Source organism: Pseudomonas sp. Bc-h (assembly GCF_002080045.1).
Taxonomy (GTDB): Bacteria; Pseudomonadota; Gammaproteobacteria; order Pseudomonadales; family Pseudomonadaceae; genus Aquipseudomonas.
In genome coordinates this window covers 126597-145659 of the sequence record NZ_MUIN01000002.1, presented here as the reverse complement: position 1 = coordinate 145659, position 19063 = coordinate 126597, and the positions used below count along the sequence as shown (strand labels likewise).

Sequence of the window (19063 nt, the reverse complement as noted above, 5' to 3'; positions counted from 1 at the left end):
AATGAAAGGTAATTTATTTCGACTCTGCTCTCCCCGGATTAGCCAAGACGAAAATGATTCGTTTGGCAGCGGCTTAATTAAGCCATAGAAAATGCTCCTACTTCTCATCAGCTTTCCAATCATAAAACGGAGGGATGTGAGCAGCTTTTTGTAAGCTCTCTAGATCAATCGATTCCTTGCCGCTCATAATTGACCATACGGCGGCGCGCTTAATTCTCTTTACAATCCCATCGGTCACGCCCGCCGTGGCACCGAGCAGAAATTTAACTTTCTCCTGTTGCCAGAGTTCCGACGGCTTCTTCAACGGTAAATAGCTTTCGTACGCAGCTAGAAAGGATCTGAAATCTTCGTTTTCCTGCCACGGTTTCAAGTCATAAGACTCAAAGCGGCTGTTCAGCTGTTCGTCGCTCACTAGCGCGTGTTTAGCCTCTTGGGTTCCAAAGGCGACGATTGACAATGATAAAGGCGGGCCAGTCATGGCTCTGCAGAACGATAGAAACTTACGCTGCTCTATTTTATTAGCATTGAGCAAATCATGAATTTCATCAATCATGATTATTCTCATGGTTCGCAAGTGCATCAACCGACTGAACGAACGAGGAATGAGTCCATTTTGAATACTACCAATAGGAACCCCGAGCGCTTCCCCCATTGCCTGCTCGAAAGACTTTAAGGTAGGGTCAGGCGCCAATGGGAATGATACGTAACCCCGAGACTCAGGGTGGCGCTTGCGAAGGGAGCTAAGGTCAGACTCAATTTTTTCAAAGAGGCTGGTCTTGCCCATCCCAGTGACCCCCGACACTACGATACACTGAGCTCTTGAAATTGGGGGCATTGCATAGACAGCTCTAACAGCAGATCGGATTGAGTCTACGCTAGGATGGTTTACCCAGCAGTCTCTCCAAATGCAGTCGAATCTTAATTTGTCACTTTGCTGGGCAATGTGCCTTCGTGCAGGGAGCATATGCTCCAAGTCTTGAGTAGATTTTCTAGCCACGGCACACCACCATTAGCAATTACTCCTCGACGATAAAAGGCCTGGGCTTGCGACTGTAATCAACCGACACCATTTTTTTGTCGTCTCCTTTGATTCCATTTAAAGGATGCCCTCTATCTGTGCGTCGCATTTTATTACGCTCGTGATGCTTCCGAGCTAACTTTGTCTGCTTTATCGAGCTCTGTACCAACGCTTCGTTTCGTTTGATTAACGCAAAAACCTGCTCTGGCGTGACCCGCCTACTGCTTTCAAATGAGAGCTGTTTTCGAGCGTGCCTGAATTCAGCCAATGAAATATCCGGAAGGCGCACGTCTGCATAGCCTAGCTCGATGTAATTAATTTCACCATCTGGTAATATCCAGATTTTGCTCATGGACTCAGGATCAAAACGCACCTTGCACCGAGTTCTAATATTCAGTCGTTTCAATGCGGCTGAATAGTAGTCAAGGTTATTAAGCCTGATACCACGCCTCCCTATCACCCTGCGTTTGAACGGCATGAAATCGATCAGCAGCCTAAGCCTATCCTCCACGATGGGCGGGTGAGAAACAACTCCGTGAGAATCAGTATAGTGCTTTTCCCATTTAAACAATGGCGAACAGCCCAATTCAGAATGCTCTTTCTTGTGGTAGATTTCAGCTTCCCGAATAAACCACTCACGGAATTCAGGAAATGTCAGAGCTGCATGCTTTTCGCTATCATAGTTTTTTCGGTCTTCTACTGAAGACATTGTTGCTCCGGGGAGCATATGGACTTTTCTCATGAACGTACCAATCAATCGTTCTATATGAGCTCCATTATATGGTTTTCCGCGGGGCCTGTAAGTCAGACTGGTGTTGTACAACCGGCAACTGTTTTGAAGATTTTGCGACCGAAATTCTTTGGCGTTGTCGACATGAATTCTTTTCGGAACGCCGTAGAAGGGATACTCTATCATCTCCAGACCATATCTATTTAACCACCAATCTTTTGGCAATAACCCATTTGAAATACATAGAGCCACTGACATTGATGATGGATAGGCCAGGGACAGGTGCATCCCGACCATTGATCGCGTGAATACGTCAATCGCTAATGTTGCCCAGGGCCGACATAGCGGTAAACGCTTATCACTGTCTACGATTATGCAGTCCACCAGAGCATGATCGATCTGGACAAGCTGAAGCGGAGCCGACAGAAGAATTTTGCCTCCGCGGACATCATATAGCTGCGAAGCCGCTTCCGCGCCCTCAGTTTGCTGTACAAGAATTTTTGGATCATGACTTTTAATTCTGTTTGAAATCGTGCTATCACTAGGCACCGGAATGGCAAGTTCGCTGCAACGCTCACGCACCTCAAGTATCACTGATTGAATGGTGGCGCCTTTGCCTCTGTACTTGGTACGTATGATTTCGCTTATTACGTCTTCCGCACTTGCGGCAATTATGTGTTCGCCCTTCAACCTGCCTCTTTTCTGGGGAATTAAGCTCACAAATCCTGATTCAGGATCAAGCTGTGCAATCAGCCTGTATATCTGTGACTTACTTACTCCTAATCGCTCAGCTGCTGTCTGGACTTCTTGCTTCGTGAGCTTTTTATCAATCAGAGGCGACAGTACATCATAACGACGGACTGCAAGGTCGATCTCTGACTGGTTGACGCCGTCTAGTGATGTGTTCTTCCGCGACGCCTTATAATCGGGCTCGGGTTCTGCCATGCGCCGGTCTATTTCGAAATCGATCTCACCTGCCCTAATCGAAATGACTTCTCCGGTAGCTATATCCCTGGCCATCAATAGCGAGGCGCTCTTCGACGAAAGCAGCTCGAGCCTCCTCGCTCCCGCCATCACCCATATGCCTGGCTTCAAATCAATCGATCTCATTGGCGCCCTCGCAAATATTGATGCGAATATGACTATTCACCGTAGCAAAATCTGCGAAAATCTCCAGCCAGGGGTTGGTAAAATCAATCCACTTTGTTTTTATCTAGGCTTTTCAGTAGGTTAAAAGAGTCGCAGCAATCATAAATCTCGACACCTCTTGGATTGCAGGCTGCGTTCCTGGTCAACTCAAGCTCCCTTGGCTCCAGATTCAATTCTGACGCCCATGACTCTGATTTTGGCTTCGACCACGCGTGCATCGATCCTTTGCTTTCTAACCGTCCATATCGCTCTCAACCTTCTGCGCATTTGTCGCTGGGTACCAAGCCACGATTACCACTGGGGTCAACTCAGTCGATGACGCCAGTCATAGTCACTCGTGCGCAATGTTCGTCAGGATTCGCCACACCTCACGCTCAGTTCACGTGGGTTCTCACTCACCAGGCTGCGCGTGCCAACACCAACTGGATCTGACGTGGCTAATTGAATGTCGTCGCCGATGCTGCAGGCAAATTCGTCAACGGATCCATCAATAGATTAACTTTCTCAAACGCCATCGCTGAAGATGCCGCACCAGGAATGATTCATTACCAGAGCGGCAAAACGGACGTTGACTGACCAGATATCGACTGACTTGGGATACAGCCGCTAGCAAGGCTGACTGGGAAGCGCCAAAAAGCGCAAAGATCAATGAATGAAGTGCTCGACCCTGCGTGCAAGAAAATGGAACAAACACCGATGAAAGCCTGAACCCACCAAATACCATATTTGTTCAGATGAGCATCCAGGAAGGATAAATGTAATATCCGATAATCCCCAGACCCGGATATTGCACCGCGGGACATCACTAACCAAAATCGCGGCCTTGCGCTCAGCGTTGAGCGTTGAGCGCACCGGCGAACTCTGCGTGTTTGCCTGCCATATGAATAAAGCTAAGCTTCAGAGTTGCCCCCCTCCATAAGGTAAGACTAATGTGCATTTCTCGCTCACTGACTGCAGTTACCGTATGTCTGGCGTTGCTGAGCAGCCCAGCAATAGTGCTGGCTGATCCTGGCAACGGTAATGGTCAAGGCAAAGGACACAGCCAAGGCAATGGCAAACAGGGAAATCAGGGCAACAAAGGCAAAAATACCGGTAATGATGGTTGGGGCCAAGGCCCCAGCGTCAATCGAGGGAGTGTTCTGGGGATCGTGGGTGGAGCAAGAGATTACTGGGCGCCCGGCCCTGCTCTGCCTCCAGGTATTCAGAAGAACCTCGCTAGAGGCAAACCTCTTCCACCGGGCATCGCGAAAAAGCTAGACGGTCGATTACTCGGCCAACTGCCTCGCTACGATGGATACGAGTGGCAGCAGGCTGGCACTGACTTGATCCTGGTTGCATTGGCAACCGGCCTCATCTACGAGGTGTTGAACGGTGCTTTCGACTGACAACGGCCGTGAAGATTATCCAATGCGAGCCGTCAAAGACGCCGAATATCTCAAGCTTACGGTGTTCCCTGCCCCCCCTCCTCCTGCTCTGGTTCGCTTCCATACTCATCGTAATCAGGAGGGGTGAGGCCCCGCCCCCGGGGGCTTTTTTCGACAGGTTTGCGGACCGGCATCACATCAGATCGTCCAGGCTCAATGGGATCGGTCGAATGAGGGTTTTGTTGGGGTTGTGGCTGCTCTTTGAAATCGTTCATTTACTTCCCCTATTGCAAGCATTTGAACGGCGCTTGGTCCGGTACGTATCGGCCTTTGCACGCCTGCGCTTGATTTCTGTACGAGTTCAGGATCGCTCTTCATCGGCCGGGCCCGGCTGCACGCGTGCGCCTGTGCCTGGAGCGTCTTCTTCACGTCGCACCCGCTGATCATCGGTCAATCCGACTTCTTGTCCGTCAACGACGACAGGCGCGTCTTTGGTGTCAGCTTTCGACGGCGACGTTCCGGTCACCGGTAATGGCTTGGTCATGGTGAGCTCCTGGGTGGTAACGGTTTAAACACTTGAGTGTTAGAGAGCCCTCTCCAAGCAGCGTTCAGTCTTTCGCCCATGAACCGCGCTGGCCGTTTCGACCAGCAAACGAGGATTGAATGCCACCTGCTCATCTCAAACAACGCGGTGGCGGTGCTGGAGATTCCGTGTTGGCTTGTGCTCCCTACGTCCCGGACTGCTTAGATGCCAAGCGACAGAGCAAATCGACAAAACCGTCATAGTCCACAGGTTTTCCAACGGATTGATCGAAGCCACGGGCATTCCTCCCAGCGCTGACCTGATCCGCACCATAGCCTGTCAGCGCCACGCAGGGCGTCTGACCGTAGGGATCAATCTCCCTGAGCAACTTGATGAATTGGTGCCCGTCCATGCCGGGCATGTTGACATCCGACACCACGACATCAAATGTTTGCCGCTTTGCAACCTCCAGCGCCTGCCTTGCATCCGAGATGGCGACGACTTCTGCGTGCTCCATTTGAAGTAGAAGTGTCATCGTTTCAAGAACATCAGGAGAATCGTCCACCAGCAGTATGCTCACACCGACAAGCAGCCCTTTGTCATCCGCTGCTGTTGCCGCGTCTGAGGTGACCTGAGAACAGGTAAGCGGAAATTCGACCCTAAACATCGCGCCTTTACCCATCCCCTCGGAATAGGCGTTGATCGATCCGTCATGCTCCTCTACGAGCTGCTTGACCAGAGATAATCCGATTCCCAGCCCTCTCTTGTGTCCCCTGCTCGGACGATGATTTGCTTGTCCGAACATCTGGAAAATATGTTCAAGCTCGGACTTGGCAATACCAGGTCCCGTATCACTGACTTCTAATCTTGCCAACCCTTCGGCAGCGCCGACAGTCACCGTCACTGATCCACCCACCGGGGTAAATTTGATCGCGTTATTGATCAGGTTCCAGACGATCTGCTCCATACGAGTTGCATCTGCCTCGATGAAAATCCCCTGATCGTCGGCAGGCATCTTGAACGTAATGTGGCGCTGGTGATCGCTGTGCTCGACCACATCCTGGATCTCTTTGAGCAACGCGAGAAAATCCAATACCTTTGTTTCAAGCTTGAGTTTGCCGGTGCGAATGCGTGCCACGTCCATCAAATCGTCAATGATGCGCGCCTGGCTGTTGACCGCGTCGTTAATGGATGTCACTGCTTTCAACGCAGCCGCCTCGCCCTTGACGACCGGCAAGCGACGCAGGAGGTGCGCGTTGAGCTGAATGAGATTCAGAGGGTGCTTGAGCTCATGAGACATGACGGCAAAAAACTCGTCCTTCATCTGGCTCGTCTGCCGGGTGTCCCTCAGCGACTGCAGTTGCTCTTCTTGCAGAAGCATATGTTGGGTCAAATCCCTCGCGATCTTGACGAAGCCTTGAAATCCTTCCCCTTTGAGCAGCGTCACTTCACCACTGCAGTAAAAGCGGCTGCCGTCCTTACGGACATGCCAGCGTTCATCTTCACTTCGCCCCTGCTCTTGAGCGACGCTGAGTTCCTGTTCCGGGATACCCGCGCGCTTGTCTTCATCGGTAAAAATAAATGAAAAAGGCTGGCTGAGTGCCTCAGCCTTGGAATAACCGAATACCAACTCTGCGCCGCTGTTCCAGCTTGAAATATTCTGGTGCTCATCAATTACGATGATGGCGTAATCGCGGGTATTCTCAGCAACCAGCCGGAACCGCTCCTCCCCAAGCCTCAGCTCTTCTTCCGCTTCACGCCGGCTGGTGATATCGATGAATGTCAAAACAATACCGTCGATCTGGTCAGACCCTGAGCGGTAAGGGAGCAGGCGTGCGATATACCAACGACCATTTTTTCCCTGTATCTCACGCTCAATGACGGCCAGCGTTTCGAAGACTTTCAGCGCGTCATCCATCATCCCGTCGTAATCCAGGCGATGGGTGATGTCCATCAGGGGGCGTCCGGTATCGACGGTGAGCATGCTGAAAATATCGGTGGCGCGCGGCGTGAACCACTTGATGCAACAGTTTCTGTCAACGAAGACAGTGGCAATGTCCGTCGATGAAATCAGGTTGCGGAGGTAGTCGTTGACCTGGTCCGTTTCTTCCACCTTGTTCTTCAATTCATAATTGACGGTCAACAGCTCTTCATTAATGGACTGCAACTCTTCTTTACTGGTCTCAAGCTCCTCGGTGGCGGATCGAAGCTCCTCGTTGACGGCCTGCATCTCTTCGTTGGACGCCTTGAGCTCTTCACTGGAGATTTCCGAATGTTCTATGGTGTCTTGCAACTGTATTTTGGTACGTTGCAATTCGCGCTCCAGATTGGAAAGCATTTGATTTTCAGATTGGGTCTTGGGATTGGCGCTTATATTCTTCGCGTCAATCTCGTCCTCTGCGAAGACAATCAGGATGCACTCCGTGTCACTTTGCTCGTCCGTGAACGGATAGGCCGTCACTGCCACCTGGAAATGACGACCGTCCCGACTAAACGTGACCGGGCGGGTTTTGACCGACTGTGAAATTTGCTGGGCCTGAAACACTGCCGTCCTGATTTCCAGTCTTAATTCCGGAATGATCAGCGATAGCAGATTGCGCGTGACCTCGCCGGTGACATGATGCAGGTACCGGCCAGCGCCATCGCTGATATGCAGGATGTCAGCAGCCGTGCTCACGAGAATACTGGGCGTGACCAGAAACTGTTGCAGCGCACGTTGGTGTATCGACGCCACTGCCGGTTTTTGTGCCGGCTCTATGAAGGGCGGTCGGGCTGCAGTCGAGACCTTGGTATAGCCGCCACGAGGCAGCGTGGGCATTCGATGGGTTGGCACCACGCCTGTTCGCGCTCGGAATATTCTGTTTTTCTTATCGACGACGATGAACAGCTCATGACAAAGATCTGCGGATTCCGAACTCCCGAGAAACAGGAAGCCACCCGGGTTCAACGCAAAATGGAACATTTGCAGTATTTCTCGCTGCACCTCGCGGTCGAGGTAGATCAGCAAGTTACGGCAAACGATCAAATCAATCTGCGAGAACGGGGGGTCCGTCAATAAGCTGTGCTTGGCGAACAGGACGCAATCGCGCACTTCTTTACGGACACGGTAACGATCATCTTCCTTGATGAAATATTGTCGTAACCGCGTTGGCGACACGTCCGTCACGATCGCTTGAGAGTACAGACCTGCGCGGCCCGCCGACACTGCGCGGTCATCGATATCGCTGGCAAACACCTGAATCCCGATATCAGAACTTATGCTTTCCTTGTAATCAGCCATCAGCATGACCAGGGAATAAGCCTCCTCTCCCGTCGACGTGCCCGCAGACCATATTCTCAAATCTTGCCCGCCGACTGCCCCGTCTGCGTAACGCGAGAACAACTGCGGCGCGACGTCTCTTTCAAGGGCGTCGAAGGATTCACGGTCTCTAAAGAAATTGGTGACGCCAATCAGCATGTCGTCCAGCAATGCTTTGGTCTCGGAGGGATGTTCATTGAGGTAATTGTAATACCCCATCAAGTCCGACTGAGCGGTGACCTGCATGCGTCTTTCAATCCGGCGCAGAACGGTTGCTCGCTTGTAATGTTTGAAATCGTGCCCGGTTCCGTTGCGCAGTTTGACGAGGATATCGTGTACCACTTGCTCGACCATGGCGATAGAGCGCTCATCGTTCTGCGTCACCGCATAGGCTCCCAGATCGTTTGAAGCAGGTATCTGAATGTGCCGAGCGTTTTCCCACAGTTCGAGGAGCTTCTGTGGCAGCTCCACCGCCGGGAGTACGAAGTCAACCATCTGCGTCTTGATTGCGGCCTGAGGCATACCCTCATACTCGGCATCGGCCGGAGACTGAACCAGCGTCACGCCGCCTTGTTCCTTGATTCGGGATAGTCCGACGGCTCCATCGGCCCCGGTTCCGGACAACACAAGACAAAACGCCTTTTCTTTGTGCACATCCGCCAGGTCGCGAAAAAAATGATCGATGGTCACATGGCCTCCCCGACGCGGCCCTTGGGGCAGTACCCGCAGATAACCATCGTTCATGGACAGGTACTGAGCCGGGGAAATCACATAGACGTGGTTTTTCTCGATGGCGGTTGCTGAGGTTACTTGGGTGACCGCCATCTTGGTGGTTTGCGCAATCAACTTTCCGGCACTGCTCTGATGATCCGGGGACAGATGAAAAATCACTACGAATGCCATGCCGTTGTCGCTCGGCATGTGTTCAAAAAAGCGTTTGACGGCATCCAGGCCGCCAGCCGAAGCGCCTATGCCCACCACGGGGAACGACAAATGGCTTGGTTCCTTACTCGCGGCTTTTGACGGGCGGGGCTGGGGGGCGGAGGTATGAGACATCGGTGCGTCCTTACGATAAATCCCCTCGGCTGGCTTGCGAAGGAATACCAGATAATTCTTTTGAATGGACATAGTGGTAGGAATACCGGACCGCGTCTAGGCCGAACGTTGACGATTTGGCCGTATGCCGTCTGGCCGCCCCCACTCGTTTGAATAGCAACGGCAACAACTTGTTGAACGAGGCTTCTTCACATGCCTGCACACGTCGTTCGGGCGCTCATGGTAGTCAGCGCGCTTGTCTGGCTTACAGAGTCGAATGAATGGTTTGTACCTGGGGATTTCTCGCAGCCAGACCAAGCGCCAGCACCTCGTTGGTTGGGGTATGCCGTGGATGGACCTCATCTCTTCTTGCGCAACACTGTTGAGCGGTTCATGCCTATGAACGTACTCGCAACTAACGAAACGGCAATACAACGAAAGCCCGTTGAAGTGGGTTGTTCAGAGGGGCAGTGCCTCGCGACGAACGGAAGATTGCCGGATCAATCGCCAACAAGCATCCAACGAACGGCAGTTAACCGCCATCAAGCGATCAGGCAATGAGTTGCATCAAGCGCTTGCGTCCAGAACCCGCTGGAAGAATTTCATGCACGGATTATCTTGGATCACGAAGGGATTTGACTCTTCGGTTCCGGTAGTCAGCATTGCCCGCCTTGATTCATCAAGGCGGGCTTTTTTGTTTGCAGTGTGCTGGTTTCAATCAATCCGCTTTGCAGAATCGGTTCGCCGTTCATCCGACCAGATCTTTTCGAAGTGGAACCTCAAGCGGTGAGGCTTTTTCTATCGAAAACATTCACTGACAGAGGGTCTTGCCATGGCAACGGTCCAGGAAAATCTGCTCGACTGGCTGCGTGACGCACATGCGATGGAACAGCAGGCGGAAAACATGCTCAAGGCACAAGCCGAGCGTCTTGAAAATTATCCTGATCTCAAGCGCCGTATTGAACAACATCTTGAAGAAACGCTCGGGCAGCAAAAGCTGCTCGAGACCTGCATCAGCCGGCTCGGCAGCAGCCCGTCCACGCTAAAGGACATTGGCGGCAAGCTTATGGCGTTCGGTCAGGCGGTGGGCGGCATGACCATGAGCGATGAAGTCGTGAAAGGTGCCATGAGCGGTTACGTCTTCGAAAACGTGGAAATCGCAATGTACACCGTGCTGACCGAAACCGCGCGTCTTGCCGGAGACAGTGAAACACAACAGGTCTGCGAACAGATCCTGCCCCAGGAGATCGCAATGGCCGACTGGTTGAAAGAACATTTGCCACAAATAACCGCCGCATTCCTGCAGCGCTCGGCAAATCCTGACGTGCAGGCCAAACGATAACGTACGCGTAGAGAGAAAAGGCGCTTTCAGATTGGCCCACGTGCCGCCCGCGCCTTCAGCGCTACGCAGGGAATCAAGGAGTTTTAAAATGTCTGAACAACCTTTGATCGCACTACACAAAGGTCGCGGGCGCAACGCGTCGGCGGCCATGACCCCGCTCGAGCGCGGCGTCTCGCTGACCGCCGCGGCGGTGTTGATCCTCAATGGCCTGCGTCGCGGAGGCATCACGGGCGCCTTGCAAGCCGTGATAGGCGCTTATGGCCTGTTCCGCGGAACCACGGGGCAATGCGCGTTGAAACGTGCCCTTTCGCCAACGCCCTTCGAAGAGCGTTTCAGTGCAGAACATGACTGGCCGATCAGCGAGACGATAACGCGCAGCGTCACCATCAATCGGCCACTGGAGGACGTTAGATCCTTTATTGCCGAACCTCAGAATATCGGGCCGCTGCTGCGCTGGGTGGACAGTGTGAAAGACATGGGTAGTGATACAACGTGCTGGACGGTGCGCGCGCCTGCCGGGCGCACGTTGCACTGGACGCTGATACGTGTCCAGTCGCAGGACGAAAACATACTGCACTGGCGCACCCCCGATCAATCACGCTGGCAGCACGATGTTTCGGTGCAAATGAGCGAGGCACCGGCCGGGCGCGGCACGCAGGTCAAAGCCGTCGTCGTTTGCAAGCCGTCTCTTGGCAAAATCGGCTACGGCCTGGCGCGCGCGATCAGTGTGTTCTCGGACAAGGCCTTGCTCAATGCATTGCAGGCGGTCAAACAGAAACTGGAAACAGGTGAGGTGGCCACCAATCGGTTGCATCCAGATGACGACCAGGACTTCTTTTACCTGCACGCTCAAACCCACGATGTGCGAACTGAAAGCGATGCGCCCGCCAATCAGTCTTCAACGGTAAAGACAGGCGTGTCTGTTGAGCGGGGGGTGGTGTGATGCGTGCACTTACCTGGCAAGGCCCCAATCATCTTCAGGTCGATAATGTCCCGGACCCGTCAATACTCAATCCACGAGACGCTATCATTCGCGTCACGCTGTCGTCCGTATGTGGCTCCGATCTGCACCTGTTGGGCGGATACGTTCCGGCCATGAAACCTGGCGACATCATCGGTCACGAATTCATGGGCGAGGTTGTCGACGTCGGCCCTGGCGTGAGCGGCCTGGCGAAGGGCGATAAAGTCATCACCATTTCCATCATCGGTTGCGGGCATTGTGAGCACTGCCAGCGCGACGATTTTTCCTGCTGTGACAACTCCAATCCCAACCCCACGGCTACCGATCTCGCTTATGGCCAACCGTGCTGCGGCATCATTGGCTACAGCCACGCGTTCGGCGGATACCCTGGTAGCCATGCGACTTACATCAGGGTCCCTTATGCCGACGTCAATCTTTTCAAAGTGCCCGAAGGCGTCAGCGACGAACAGGCTGTCTTCGTCTCGGACGCTGCGCCAACCGGCTACTTCGCCGCTGACAATGCCGATATTCAACCAGGAGACACGGTCGCGGTCTGGGGGTGCGGTGGCGTTGGCCAAATGGCGATCTGCAGCGCATATCTTCTAGGCGCCGAGCGTGTGATTGCCATCGACCGCTATCCCGACCGTCTCAGGCTCGCACGGGAGCGCGGCAAGGCAATCACCATCAATTATGAAGAGGCCAACGTGCACGAGGCGTTGCTGGAGCTGACCGGTGGGCGCGGCCCGGATAGATGCATTGACTGCGTCGGCATGGAAGCGCATGGCACTGAAATTGATTACGCCTACGACAAAGCCAAGCAGATGCTGCGCCTGCATACCGAACGCGGGACTGTCCTGAGGCAAGCCATACGCGCCTGCCGCAAAGGCGGGACGGTGTCTGTGGTTGGGGTTTATGGCGGGCTGCTGGACAAGTTCCCGATGGGTGCGATCGTCAATAAGGCACTGACCCTTAAATCCGGACAGCAGCCTGGGCAGCGGTATGCCAACACCCTGTTCGAACACATCCAGAATGGCGAACTCGATCCCTCCTATCTGCTCACTCATCCCATGAGCCTTGAGGATTCGCCGCAAGGCTACAGGATGTTCAAGGAGAAATCGGAGCACTGCCTGCGCGCCGTGTTCAAGCCGTAACGTCAAGCTGCCCGGTACGCGTCGTTACGTACCGGGCGCCTCCCCTGCTTCGATCTCCACGCCAGCAGACGCCCCCGCAAATCAGCCTTCCGCGCTCCAAGGGACTCTATCGTCGACAGTCGATGAGCAACCGGGAGCACTGTTCTGTGGCCAAACCTATGGTCGATTCACTGCAAAATCGGCGGAACGTTTGCCGCAGCGAATTCCTCCGACTTAAACGAGGCTTGTCGTTTGAAACGCAGGCTGACTAAACGGAACAAGTACATAAAGGAACGCTGCGATGCCTACCCAAAATCAGTATTCGATGCAAGACCCTCGGACTCAGTATCCAACGCCTGAGTTTCCCAAACAGCCACAGGCGGCGCCTGGCACCGTGCATAAACTGCAACCGCCTGCCGATCATGGCGAGACCAGCTATCAGGGCTTTGGCCGATTGCGGGGCCGTAAAGCGCTAATCACCGGTGCGGACTCAGGGATTGGACGTGCAGTAGCGATCGCCTATGCCCGAGAGGGTGCCGATCTGGTGCTCACCTATCTGCCGGAGGAGGAAGCGGATGCGCGCGAAGTCGCCGAACTGGTCCAGGCAGAAGGACACAAGGCGGTCTGCCTTCCGGGCGATCTCACCAGCGAGGCGTTCTGCAAAAAACTGGTCGCGCGCGCTGCCGAACAACTGGACGGCCTGGACCTACTGGTCAACGTCGCGGGTAAACAGACGGCCCAGAAAAGTATTATGGAACTGAGTACAGAGCAGTTCGATGCCACCTTCAAGACCAACGTTTATGCAATGTTCTGGCTGTGCAAGGCCGCAATACCGCTGCTTAAGCCGGGGTCAACAATCATCAATACCGCGTCGATACAAGCCTATCAGCCCTCGGAAACCTTACTTGATTACGCGCCGACCAAATCCGCAATCGTGGCTTTTACCAAAGCACTGGCCAAGCAGGTCATTGGTAAAGGCATACGCGTCAATGCAGTAGCCCCCGGTCCGTTTTGGACACCTTTACAGCCCAGTGGCGGCCAACCGCAGGAAAAGATTCCGTCCTTTGGCTCCGAAACGCCTATGGGGCGACCGGGACAACCCGCCGAATGCGCGCCCATGTATGTACTGCTGGCGACCCAGGAGTCCAGCTACATTACCGGCGAGGTGTTCGGGGTGACGGGAGGCAACCCACTACCGTGACGGGCTTGAAATGAAGCGCGGATGCATTAAGTCACTGACTAACGCCATTAAGCCGGGTTGAAGAAACTTATACGGAGCGGTCAATTGAATGGAGCATTTGTACAACTTTTTTTCAAACATCACCGTTCATCGGGACGGGCGAAATTTCAGAAAGCATTTTACGCAGGGACGATATCGGAGAATGTATCCGTCGCTGACGATGGATATAACTGCAAGAACTCATTGATATTGGAGAGCTATCATGACTACAGGAAACAAGAACCCAGGTAACTTCGCAAACGATCGTGAGAAGGCATCCGAGGCCGGTAAAAAAGGTGGACAAGCGTCCGGCGGTAACTTTGCCAACGATCGCGAAAAGGCGTCAGAAGCCGGTAAGAGGGGCGGCCAACACAGCCATGGCGGTGGACGTAACTCCTGATTAACACAACAGCGCTTTTACTTATAACTCCTCGAGGTTCCACAGGATGGATCATTACAGTGTAAATAATCGGAGCATGGCAATAACAGCGGAAGTGTCGAATGGCCATTTGAGCAGTCGTTTTGAAACAGTCGAAACGTCACTGCTCAGGGAGCGCGGCGTGATCTACGCCTGTGGAGCCGACAGGCAAGTGTATGAAAAGCGCTCGTTAAAAGGAGAAACAGAGGGACGGTGCAGTCGTGCTCACCTGGAACATGACTGCCACGCGTACGGTAGTCGCACTCCCCCTCACTGTGAACGGAGTCGCTAGTTCGTGTGTTGGGAGTCATTGGGGCCCAATGCGATATCAACTGGAATTGAGGTAGTTTGAAAATGGCACAAGACAAACAAGGCGGTATGTCCGTCAACGAAGCGGGAAAAAAAGGCGGCGAAGCCACGTCCGCAAGCCACGACAAAGAGTTCTATCAGGAGATTGGCAGTAAAGGCGGTCAGAACAGTGGCGGCAACTTCAAGAATGACCCTGAACGCGCCGCAGAAGCGGGCAGCAAAGGGGGCCAGAACAGCGGTGGCAATTTCAAGAACGATCCTGAACGCGCCGCAGAAGCGGGAAGCAAGGGCGGTCAAAACAGCGGAGGCAACTTTGCCAATGATCGCGAAAAAGCTTCCGAGGCCGGCCGTAAAGGCGGACAGAACAGTCATGGCGGTGGACGCAGTGAATCTTGATTCGCACGCAAGGGAGCCGGGCTCCGTTGCACCATGATGAATACCCTGAACGTGCCGCAAGACAGCGCCAGCCTTGGCCGGTTGCCTATTGCGGCATACCTTCAGGGGCTCGTCTATCCCGCGTCCCGCGAGGATGTTCTGCGCCATGCCGCCAGCCATGGCGCCACGGCACAGATGCAGGCCATGCTAGGCAGACTGCCCAGTCGTCAGTACATCAACGTCACGGATCTGATCGATGGGTACGCTGACAGCCTCTGGTAGGTGTGATACCCGCACACCGTTCGTTGTCTGGATGGGCACTGCCAGCGTCGTTTCGACTATCACTCGTCAGCATGCTTATGGGCATCGGCACATGGCAATCTTCCGGACTCCCCGCCTGCTATGCGTTCTGCTTGATCCACCCCACGCTTCAACGCATCCTGAACCGTCCATTCTGCGCCCGGCAGTCTCTGGAGACGCTCAATAACAGGGTTGCCGTCGGTTCCATAGACGCTGACAAGCATCTCGATATCGCCCTGTTTGTTTTCACGCGCACGAACTTCCACGTGACAGCCGTTTTCAACGACCTGGGTATAGCACTCGTCCTGCCCACCTTGAGCGGCCCACTTCTTATACGTATCGCCGTAATTAAACATAATGTTCTCCTGACGTCTAAGGGCAGTACTCTTGGGAGACAGTGTAGCCACAATGATTCGATGGACGGGCGCAACAGCGTGATTGTGACGATGAGTGGTCACCACCGTTTCGGTTGTTTAACCGTTCGTCACCCCGCGATTAACTGACACTAAACCAACCCCGCGAGGCTGTTTCAACATTCATACTCGCGGCGACATCTCTGCCCCGCTTGTCGCTGGAATCACTGACCCATAAAAGAGAACGCACATTATGAACGCAACCCCTGACTCACAATGCGCCTGCCCGGAATGTACATGTTCCGTTGATGTGCAGAACCCGATTAAACGCAACGGCAAACTGTGGTGCAGCGACGCGTGTGCGGACTTACATCCCAACGGAACACCCTGCCCTGACAATAATTGCCATTGCGAGCAAAGTACTCAAGTGACAGGGCGAACGATCAGCGACTCGCAACTTGACGAAGCGGTAGAAGAAACGTTTCCGGCCAGCGATCCTATTTCTCCATAAACAAGCGAAGCGAATAGAACGCTTCGGTCGTTGCAGTACGATCGCACCCGTATACACAGGATCATTAATGACTTGCACGGCGCGGCTTATTCAGAGCGCGGCGTGGTTTCAGGGAGGCAGGCCATGAGACGGCTAGTTTTACAGTGTCCAGGTTGGGTGGCTGCGTGTTTATTATTGTCCGGTTGCAACTTGATTGTTTTTAATCCCAAAGGTCAGGTTGCACTGGATGAACGCGACCTCATTATTCTGTCCACGGCATTGATGTTACTGGTGGTGGTGCCGGTGATCATCATGACGTTTGTATTTGCCTATCGCTATCGGGCCACCAACAAGCAAGCCAGATATTCGCCGCGCTGGGCCAGTTCCCACAAGATCGAAGCGGTGGTCTGGGGCATACCGTTTCTGATCATCGTCGTGTTGGGATGGGTTACCTGGGAAACCACCCATGCGCTGGACCCCTACCGCCCGCTCGATTCAGACACGCCCCCCCTGAACGTACAAGTGGTCGCCACTGACTGGAAATGGTTGTTCATCTATCCGGACCTGGGCATTGCAACGGTCAACGAACTGTCTCTACCGGTTCACACACCGGTGAGTTTTACGATTACCTCTGACGCTGCAATGACGTCGTTTTTCATCCCTGCACTGGGTGGCCAGATTTACGCCATGGCAGGCATGCAAACCAAGTTGCACCTGATTGCCAACGAAACCGGCGAATTTCGTGGCATTGCCGCGAATTACAACGGGCCGGGCTTCTCCGACATGCATTTCAAGACGCTATCCACGACGCCGGCTGAGTTCGATGCATGGGTGGCGAAAGTCAAACGCTCGCCCCAACAGCTTGACCAAAACGCGTACGCGGAGCTGGCCAAGCCGACGATCGCTCATCCCGTCACTTATTTTTCCAGCGTTCAGGACCGGTTATTCCTCAACATCGTGGACAAATACGAAGGCATGAACAAAAGAACTGGAGCGCAGCATGAGCAGGCAGCGATGCCACGTGTTGATCGCGCTGCCCGCCATCCGGGTTTGCTGGCTGAGGAGCATTGAGCATGTTTGGAAAACTGTCGTGGGATGCCATCCCCACCAACGAACCCATCGTCATGTACACGCTGGCGATTGTCGGGCTGATCGGCATCGCACTGGTCGGTTCGATTACCTGGAAACGCCAGTGGGGCTATATGTGGCGTGAATGGTTCACGTCGGTGGATCACAAGAAGATTGGCTGCATGTACATCATCGTTGCGCTGGTAATGCTGCTTAGAGGTTTCTCCGATGCCATCATGATGCGCACCCAGCAGGCGGCGGCGTCCAGCGGTGGCCCGGGTTACCTGCCTCCAGAGCATTACGACCAGATCTTCACCGCCCACGGCGTGATCATGATTTTCTTCATGGCCATGCCGTTTGTCGTCGGCCTGATGAACATCGTTGTGCCGTTGCAGATCGGCGCGCGCGATGTGGCCTACCCCTTCCTCAATGCCTTGAGTTTCTGGCTGTTTGTCGTCGGCGCTGCGTTGGTCAACATTTCACTGGGAGTTGGCGAGTTTGCCCGCACAGGATGGGTTGCCTATCCGCCGCTGTCGGAGCTGGCCTACAGCCCAGGCGTGGGGGTCGACTATTACATCTGGTCGTTACAGATCTCCGGCATCGGCACCCTGCTCACGGGCGTGAACTTCTTCGTGACGATTCTAAAGATGCGCACCGAAGGGATGACGCTTTTCAAGATGCCGGTCTTCACCTGGAATTCGCTGTGCACCTCGATATTGATCCTCGCAGCATTTCCGATCTTGACCGCCACATTGCTGATGCTGACCGTGGATCGCTACCTGGGCATGCATTTCTTCACCAACGAAGCGGGCGGGAACCCGATGATGTACGTCAACCTCATCTGGGCCTGGGGTCATCCGGAGGTGTACATCCTGATTCTGCCCGCGTTCGGCGTTTTCTCGGAAATCGCGGCAACGTTCAGCAGCAAGCGCCTGTTTGGTTATGTTTCGCTGGTATGGGCCACCATCGCGATCACCGTCCTTTCGTTCATCGTCTGGCTCCACCACTTCTTCACCATGGGTGCTGGAGGTAACGTCAACGCCTTCTTCGGCATCATGACGATGATCATCGCGGTACCGACCGGCGTGAAGATTTTCACCTGGCTGTTCACCATGTACCGCGGGCGAGTGCGCTTCGAAACACCGATGTTGTGGACGCTGGGCTTCATCGTGACTTTCAGTATCGGTGGCATGACCGGCGTTCTGTTGGCGGTTCCCGGCGCTGACTTCATGCTGCACAACAGCCTTTTCCTGATCGCCCACTTCCACAACGTCATCATTGGTGGGGCAGTGTTCGGGTACATGGCCGGCCTGACCTACTGGTTCCCGAAAGCCTTTGGTTTCAGGCTCAACGACAAACTGGGGCGCATCGCTTTCTGGTGCTGGCTGACAGGCTTCTACTTCGCGTTCATGCCTTCATACGTGCTGGGCTTCATGGGCATGACGCGACGCCTGAACCATTTCGATAACCCTGCGTGGCGGCCATGGCTGTTACTTGAACTGGTCGGCGTAGCAATCATCCTGTGTGGCGTGGCCTGCCAGGCACTGCAGCTGTTTACCAGTATTCGCAACCGTGACAAATACCGAGACCTGACGGGCGATCCATGGGACGGCCGGACCCTCGAATGGGCAACCGCCTCCCCTCCTCCCGTCTACAACTTTGCCGAGCAGCCCAAGGTCGACGACCTCGACGCGTACTGGGGCATGAAAGAGCGCGGTGTCAGCACCCTCAGTCACACCGATTACCGACGCATCCATATGCCCCGCAATACCTCGGCGGGTCTGATCATCAGCCTTTTCGCACTCGTCAGCAGCTTTGCTTTGGTGTGGCACATCTGGTGGATGGCGATCTTCGGCCTGGTGGCATCCGTCATCACCCTGATCGTTCGAAGTTATGACGAAGACACCGACTACTTCATCTCCGCCAGCGAGGTTGCGCGGATCGAAAAAGCACGTTTGAAAGACATGGCGGAGGCTTGAGC

General features: G+C 54.1%; 16 protein-coding genes. 11 read left to right on the top strand and 5 right to left on the bottom strand.

The window, feature by feature from the left end; translation table 11 throughout:
- Nucleotides 1-97 precede the first annotated feature (97 nt).
- Both BWR59_RS02760 and BWR59_RS02755 read right to left on the bottom strand, forming a co-directional pair.
- Complete coding sequence (locus BWR59_RS02760; RefSeq protein WP_081564121.1) at nt 98-964, bottom strand: TniB family NTP-binding protein; 867 nt, start codon at nt 962-964, stop codon at nt 98-100.
- A 52-nt stretch (nt 965-1016) separates the two neighbouring features.
- Nucleotides 1017-2858 carry a Mu transposase C-terminal domain-containing protein gene (locus BWR59_RS02755; RefSeq protein WP_081564120.1) on the bottom strand — a complete coding sequence of 614 codons (1842 nt, stop codon included), beginning with the start codon at nt 2856-2858 and terminating at the stop codon, nt 1017-1019.
- A gap of 968 nt (nt 2859-3826) precedes the next feature.
- Between BWR59_RS02755 and BWR59_RS02750 the strand changes: the two genes are divergently transcribed.
- Nucleotides 3827-4282 (top strand): anti-virulence regulator CigR family protein, encoded by a 456-nt coding sequence (locus BWR59_RS02750; protein ID WP_081564119.1) that lies wholly within the window; start codon nt 3827-3829, stop codon nt 4280-4282.
- A gap of 340 nt (nt 4283-4622) precedes the next feature.
- Here BWR59_RS02750 and BWR59_RS02745 read toward each other — a convergent pair whose 3' ends face one another.
- Both BWR59_RS02745 and BWR59_RS02740 read right to left on the bottom strand, forming a co-directional pair.
- Nucleotides 4623-4805 (bottom strand): hypothetical protein, encoded by a 183-nt coding sequence (locus BWR59_RS02745; protein WP_081564118.1) that lies wholly within the window; start codon nt 4803-4805, stop codon nt 4623-4625.
- Between the two features lie 184 nt (nt 4806-4989).
- Nucleotides 4990-9138: a CheR family methyltransferase gene (locus BWR59_RS02740; RefSeq protein WP_081564117.1), complete on the bottom strand. Its 4149-nt coding sequence runs from the start codon at nt 9136-9138 to the stop codon at nt 4990-4992.
- An 811-nt stretch (nt 9139-9949) separates the two neighbouring features.
- On the opposite strand from BWR59_RS02740, the gene BWR59_RS02735 reads away from it, so the two are divergent.
- The 7 genes from BWR59_RS02735 (at nt 9950) to BWR59_RS02705 (ending at nt 15153) form a co-directional block, all read left to right on the top strand.
- Entirely contained in the window at nt 9950-10459 is a 510-nt protein-coding gene (locus BWR59_RS02735; RefSeq protein ID WP_081564116.1) for a DUF892 family protein, read from the top strand.
- A 148-nt stretch (nt 10460-10607) separates the two neighbouring features.
- On the top strand, nt 10608-11402 hold the full coding sequence (locus tag BWR59_RS02730) for an SRPBCC family protein (protein WP_230981944.1): 795 nt from the start codon (nt 10608-10610) through the stop codon (nt 11400-11402).
- Nucleotides 11402-12571, top strand: a complete 1170-nt coding sequence (locus tag BWR59_RS02725; RefSeq protein WP_081564114.1) for a zinc-dependent alcohol dehydrogenase — start codon at nt 11402-11404, stop codon at nt 12569-12571. The genes BWR59_RS02730 and BWR59_RS02725 overlap by 1 nt, the downstream gene beginning before the upstream one ends.
- A gap of 280 nt (nt 12572-12851) precedes the next feature.
- Nucleotides 12852-13751: an SDR family oxidoreductase gene (locus tag BWR59_RS02720; protein WP_081564113.1), complete on the top strand. Its 900-nt coding sequence runs from the start codon at nt 12852-12854 to the stop codon at nt 13749-13751.
- Between the two features lie 241 nt (nt 13752-13992).
- Nucleotides 13993-14169 carry a general stress protein gene (locus tag BWR59_RS02715; RefSeq protein ID WP_081564112.1) on the top strand — a complete coding sequence of 59 codons (177 nt, stop codon included), beginning with the start codon at nt 13993-13995 and terminating at the stop codon, nt 14167-14169.
- 372 nt (nt 14170-14541) lie between these two features.
- Nucleotides 14542-14892, top strand: coding sequence for a general stress protein (locus BWR59_RS02710; RefSeq protein ID WP_081564111.1), 351 nt, complete (start codon nt 14542-14544; stop codon nt 14890-14892).
- A 33-nt stretch (nt 14893-14925) separates the two neighbouring features.
- Nucleotides 14926-15153, top strand: coding sequence for a DUF2795 domain-containing protein (locus tag BWR59_RS02705; RefSeq protein WP_081564110.1), 228 nt, complete (start codon nt 14926-14928; stop codon nt 15151-15153).
- 59 nt (nt 15154-15212) lie between these two features.
- On the opposite strand, the gene BWR59_RS02700 is transcribed toward BWR59_RS02705, so the two are convergent.
- Nucleotides 15213-15527, bottom strand: a complete 315-nt coding sequence (locus BWR59_RS02700; RefSeq protein ID WP_081564109.1) for a hypothetical protein — start codon at nt 15525-15527, stop codon at nt 15213-15215.
- A gap of 250 nt (nt 15528-15777) precedes the next feature.
- Here BWR59_RS02700 and BWR59_RS02695 point away from each other — a divergent pair, with 250 nt between their 5' ends.
- The 3 genes from BWR59_RS02695 (at nt 15778) to cyoB (ending at nt 19061) form a co-directional block, all read left to right on the top strand.
- The gene (locus tag BWR59_RS02695) at nt 15778-16035 is read left to right on the top strand and encodes a metallothionein (RefSeq protein WP_081564108.1); all 258 of its coding nucleotides are present in this window, start codon (nt 15778-15780) and stop codon (nt 16033-16035) included.
- A gap of 123 nt (nt 16036-16158) precedes the next feature.
- Complete coding sequence (gene cyoA / locus BWR59_RS02690) at nt 16159-17085, top strand: ubiquinol oxidase subunit II (RefSeq protein WP_081564107.1); 927 nt, start codon at nt 16159-16161, stop codon at nt 17083-17085.
- 2 nt (nt 17086-17087) lie between these two features.
- Entirely contained in the window at nt 17088-19061 is a 1974-nt protein-coding gene (gene cyoB / locus BWR59_RS02685) for a cytochrome o ubiquinol oxidase subunit I (protein ID WP_081564106.1), read from the top strand.
- The last annotated feature ends 2 nt before the right edge of the window (nt 19062-19063 follow it).

What these genes read in the sequence shown, in the direction of transcription:
- BWR59_RS02700 (WP_081564109.1), bottom strand. Translation starts at nt 15,527, where the DNA reads ATGTTTAATTACGGCGATACGTATAAGAAGTGGGCCGCTCAAGGTGGG.
- BWR59_RS02745 (WP_081564118.1), bottom strand. Translation starts at nt 4,805, where the DNA reads ATGACCAAGCCATTACCGGTGACCGGAACGTCGCCGTCGAAAGCTGAC.
- BWR59_RS02720 (WP_081564113.1), top strand. Translation starts at nt 12,852, where the DNA reads ATGCCTACCCAAAATCAGTATTCGATGCAAGACCCTCGGACTCAGTAT.
- BWR59_RS02730 (WP_230981944.1), top strand. Translation starts at nt 10,608, where the DNA reads ATGACCCCGCTCGAGCGCGGCGTCTCGCTGACCGCCGCGGCGGTGTTG.
- BWR59_RS02740 (WP_081564117.1), bottom strand. Translation starts at nt 9,138, where the DNA reads ATGTCTCATACCTCCGCCCCCCAGCCCCGCCCGTCAAAAGCCGCGAGT.
- BWR59_RS02755 (WP_081564120.1), bottom strand. Translation starts at nt 2,858, where the DNA reads ATGAGATCGATTGATTTGAAGCCAGGCATATGGGTGATGGCGGGAGCG.
- BWR59_RS02710 (WP_081564111.1), top strand. Translation starts at nt 14,542, where the DNA reads ATGGCACAAGACAAACAAGGCGGTATGTCCGTCAACGAAGCGGGAAAA.
- BWR59_RS02695 (WP_081564108.1), top strand. Translation starts at nt 15,778, where the DNA reads ATGAACGCAACCCCTGACTCACAATGCGCCTGCCCGGAATGTACATGT.
- BWR59_RS02735 (WP_081564116.1), top strand. Translation starts at nt 9,950, where the DNA reads ATGGCAACGGTCCAGGAAAATCTGCTCGACTGGCTGCGTGACGCACAT.
- BWR59_RS02760 (WP_081564121.1), bottom strand. Translation starts at nt 964, where the DNA reads ATGCTCCCTGCACGAAGGCACATTGCCCAGCAAAGTGACAAATTAAGA.
- cyoA (WP_081564107.1), top strand. Translation starts at nt 16,159, where the DNA reads ATGAGACGGCTAGTTTTACAGTGTCCAGGTTGGGTGGCTGCGTGTTTA.
- BWR59_RS02705 (WP_081564110.1), top strand. Translation starts at nt 14,926, where the DNA reads ATGATGAATACCCTGAACGTGCCGCAAGACAGCGCCAGCCTTGGCCGG.
- BWR59_RS02715 (WP_081564112.1), top strand. Translation starts at nt 13,993, where the DNA reads ATGACTACAGGAAACAAGAACCCAGGTAACTTCGCAAACGATCGTGAG.
- BWR59_RS02725 (WP_081564114.1), top strand. Translation starts at nt 11,402, where the DNA reads ATGCGTGCACTTACCTGGCAAGGCCCCAATCATCTTCAGGTCGATAAT.
- cyoB (WP_081564106.1), top strand. Translation starts at nt 17,088, where the DNA reads ATGTTTGGAAAACTGTCGTGGGATGCCATCCCCACCAACGAACCCATC.
- BWR59_RS02750 (WP_081564119.1), top strand. Translation starts at nt 3,827, where the DNA reads ATGTGCATTTCTCGCTCACTGACTGCAGTTACCGTATGTCTGGCGTTG.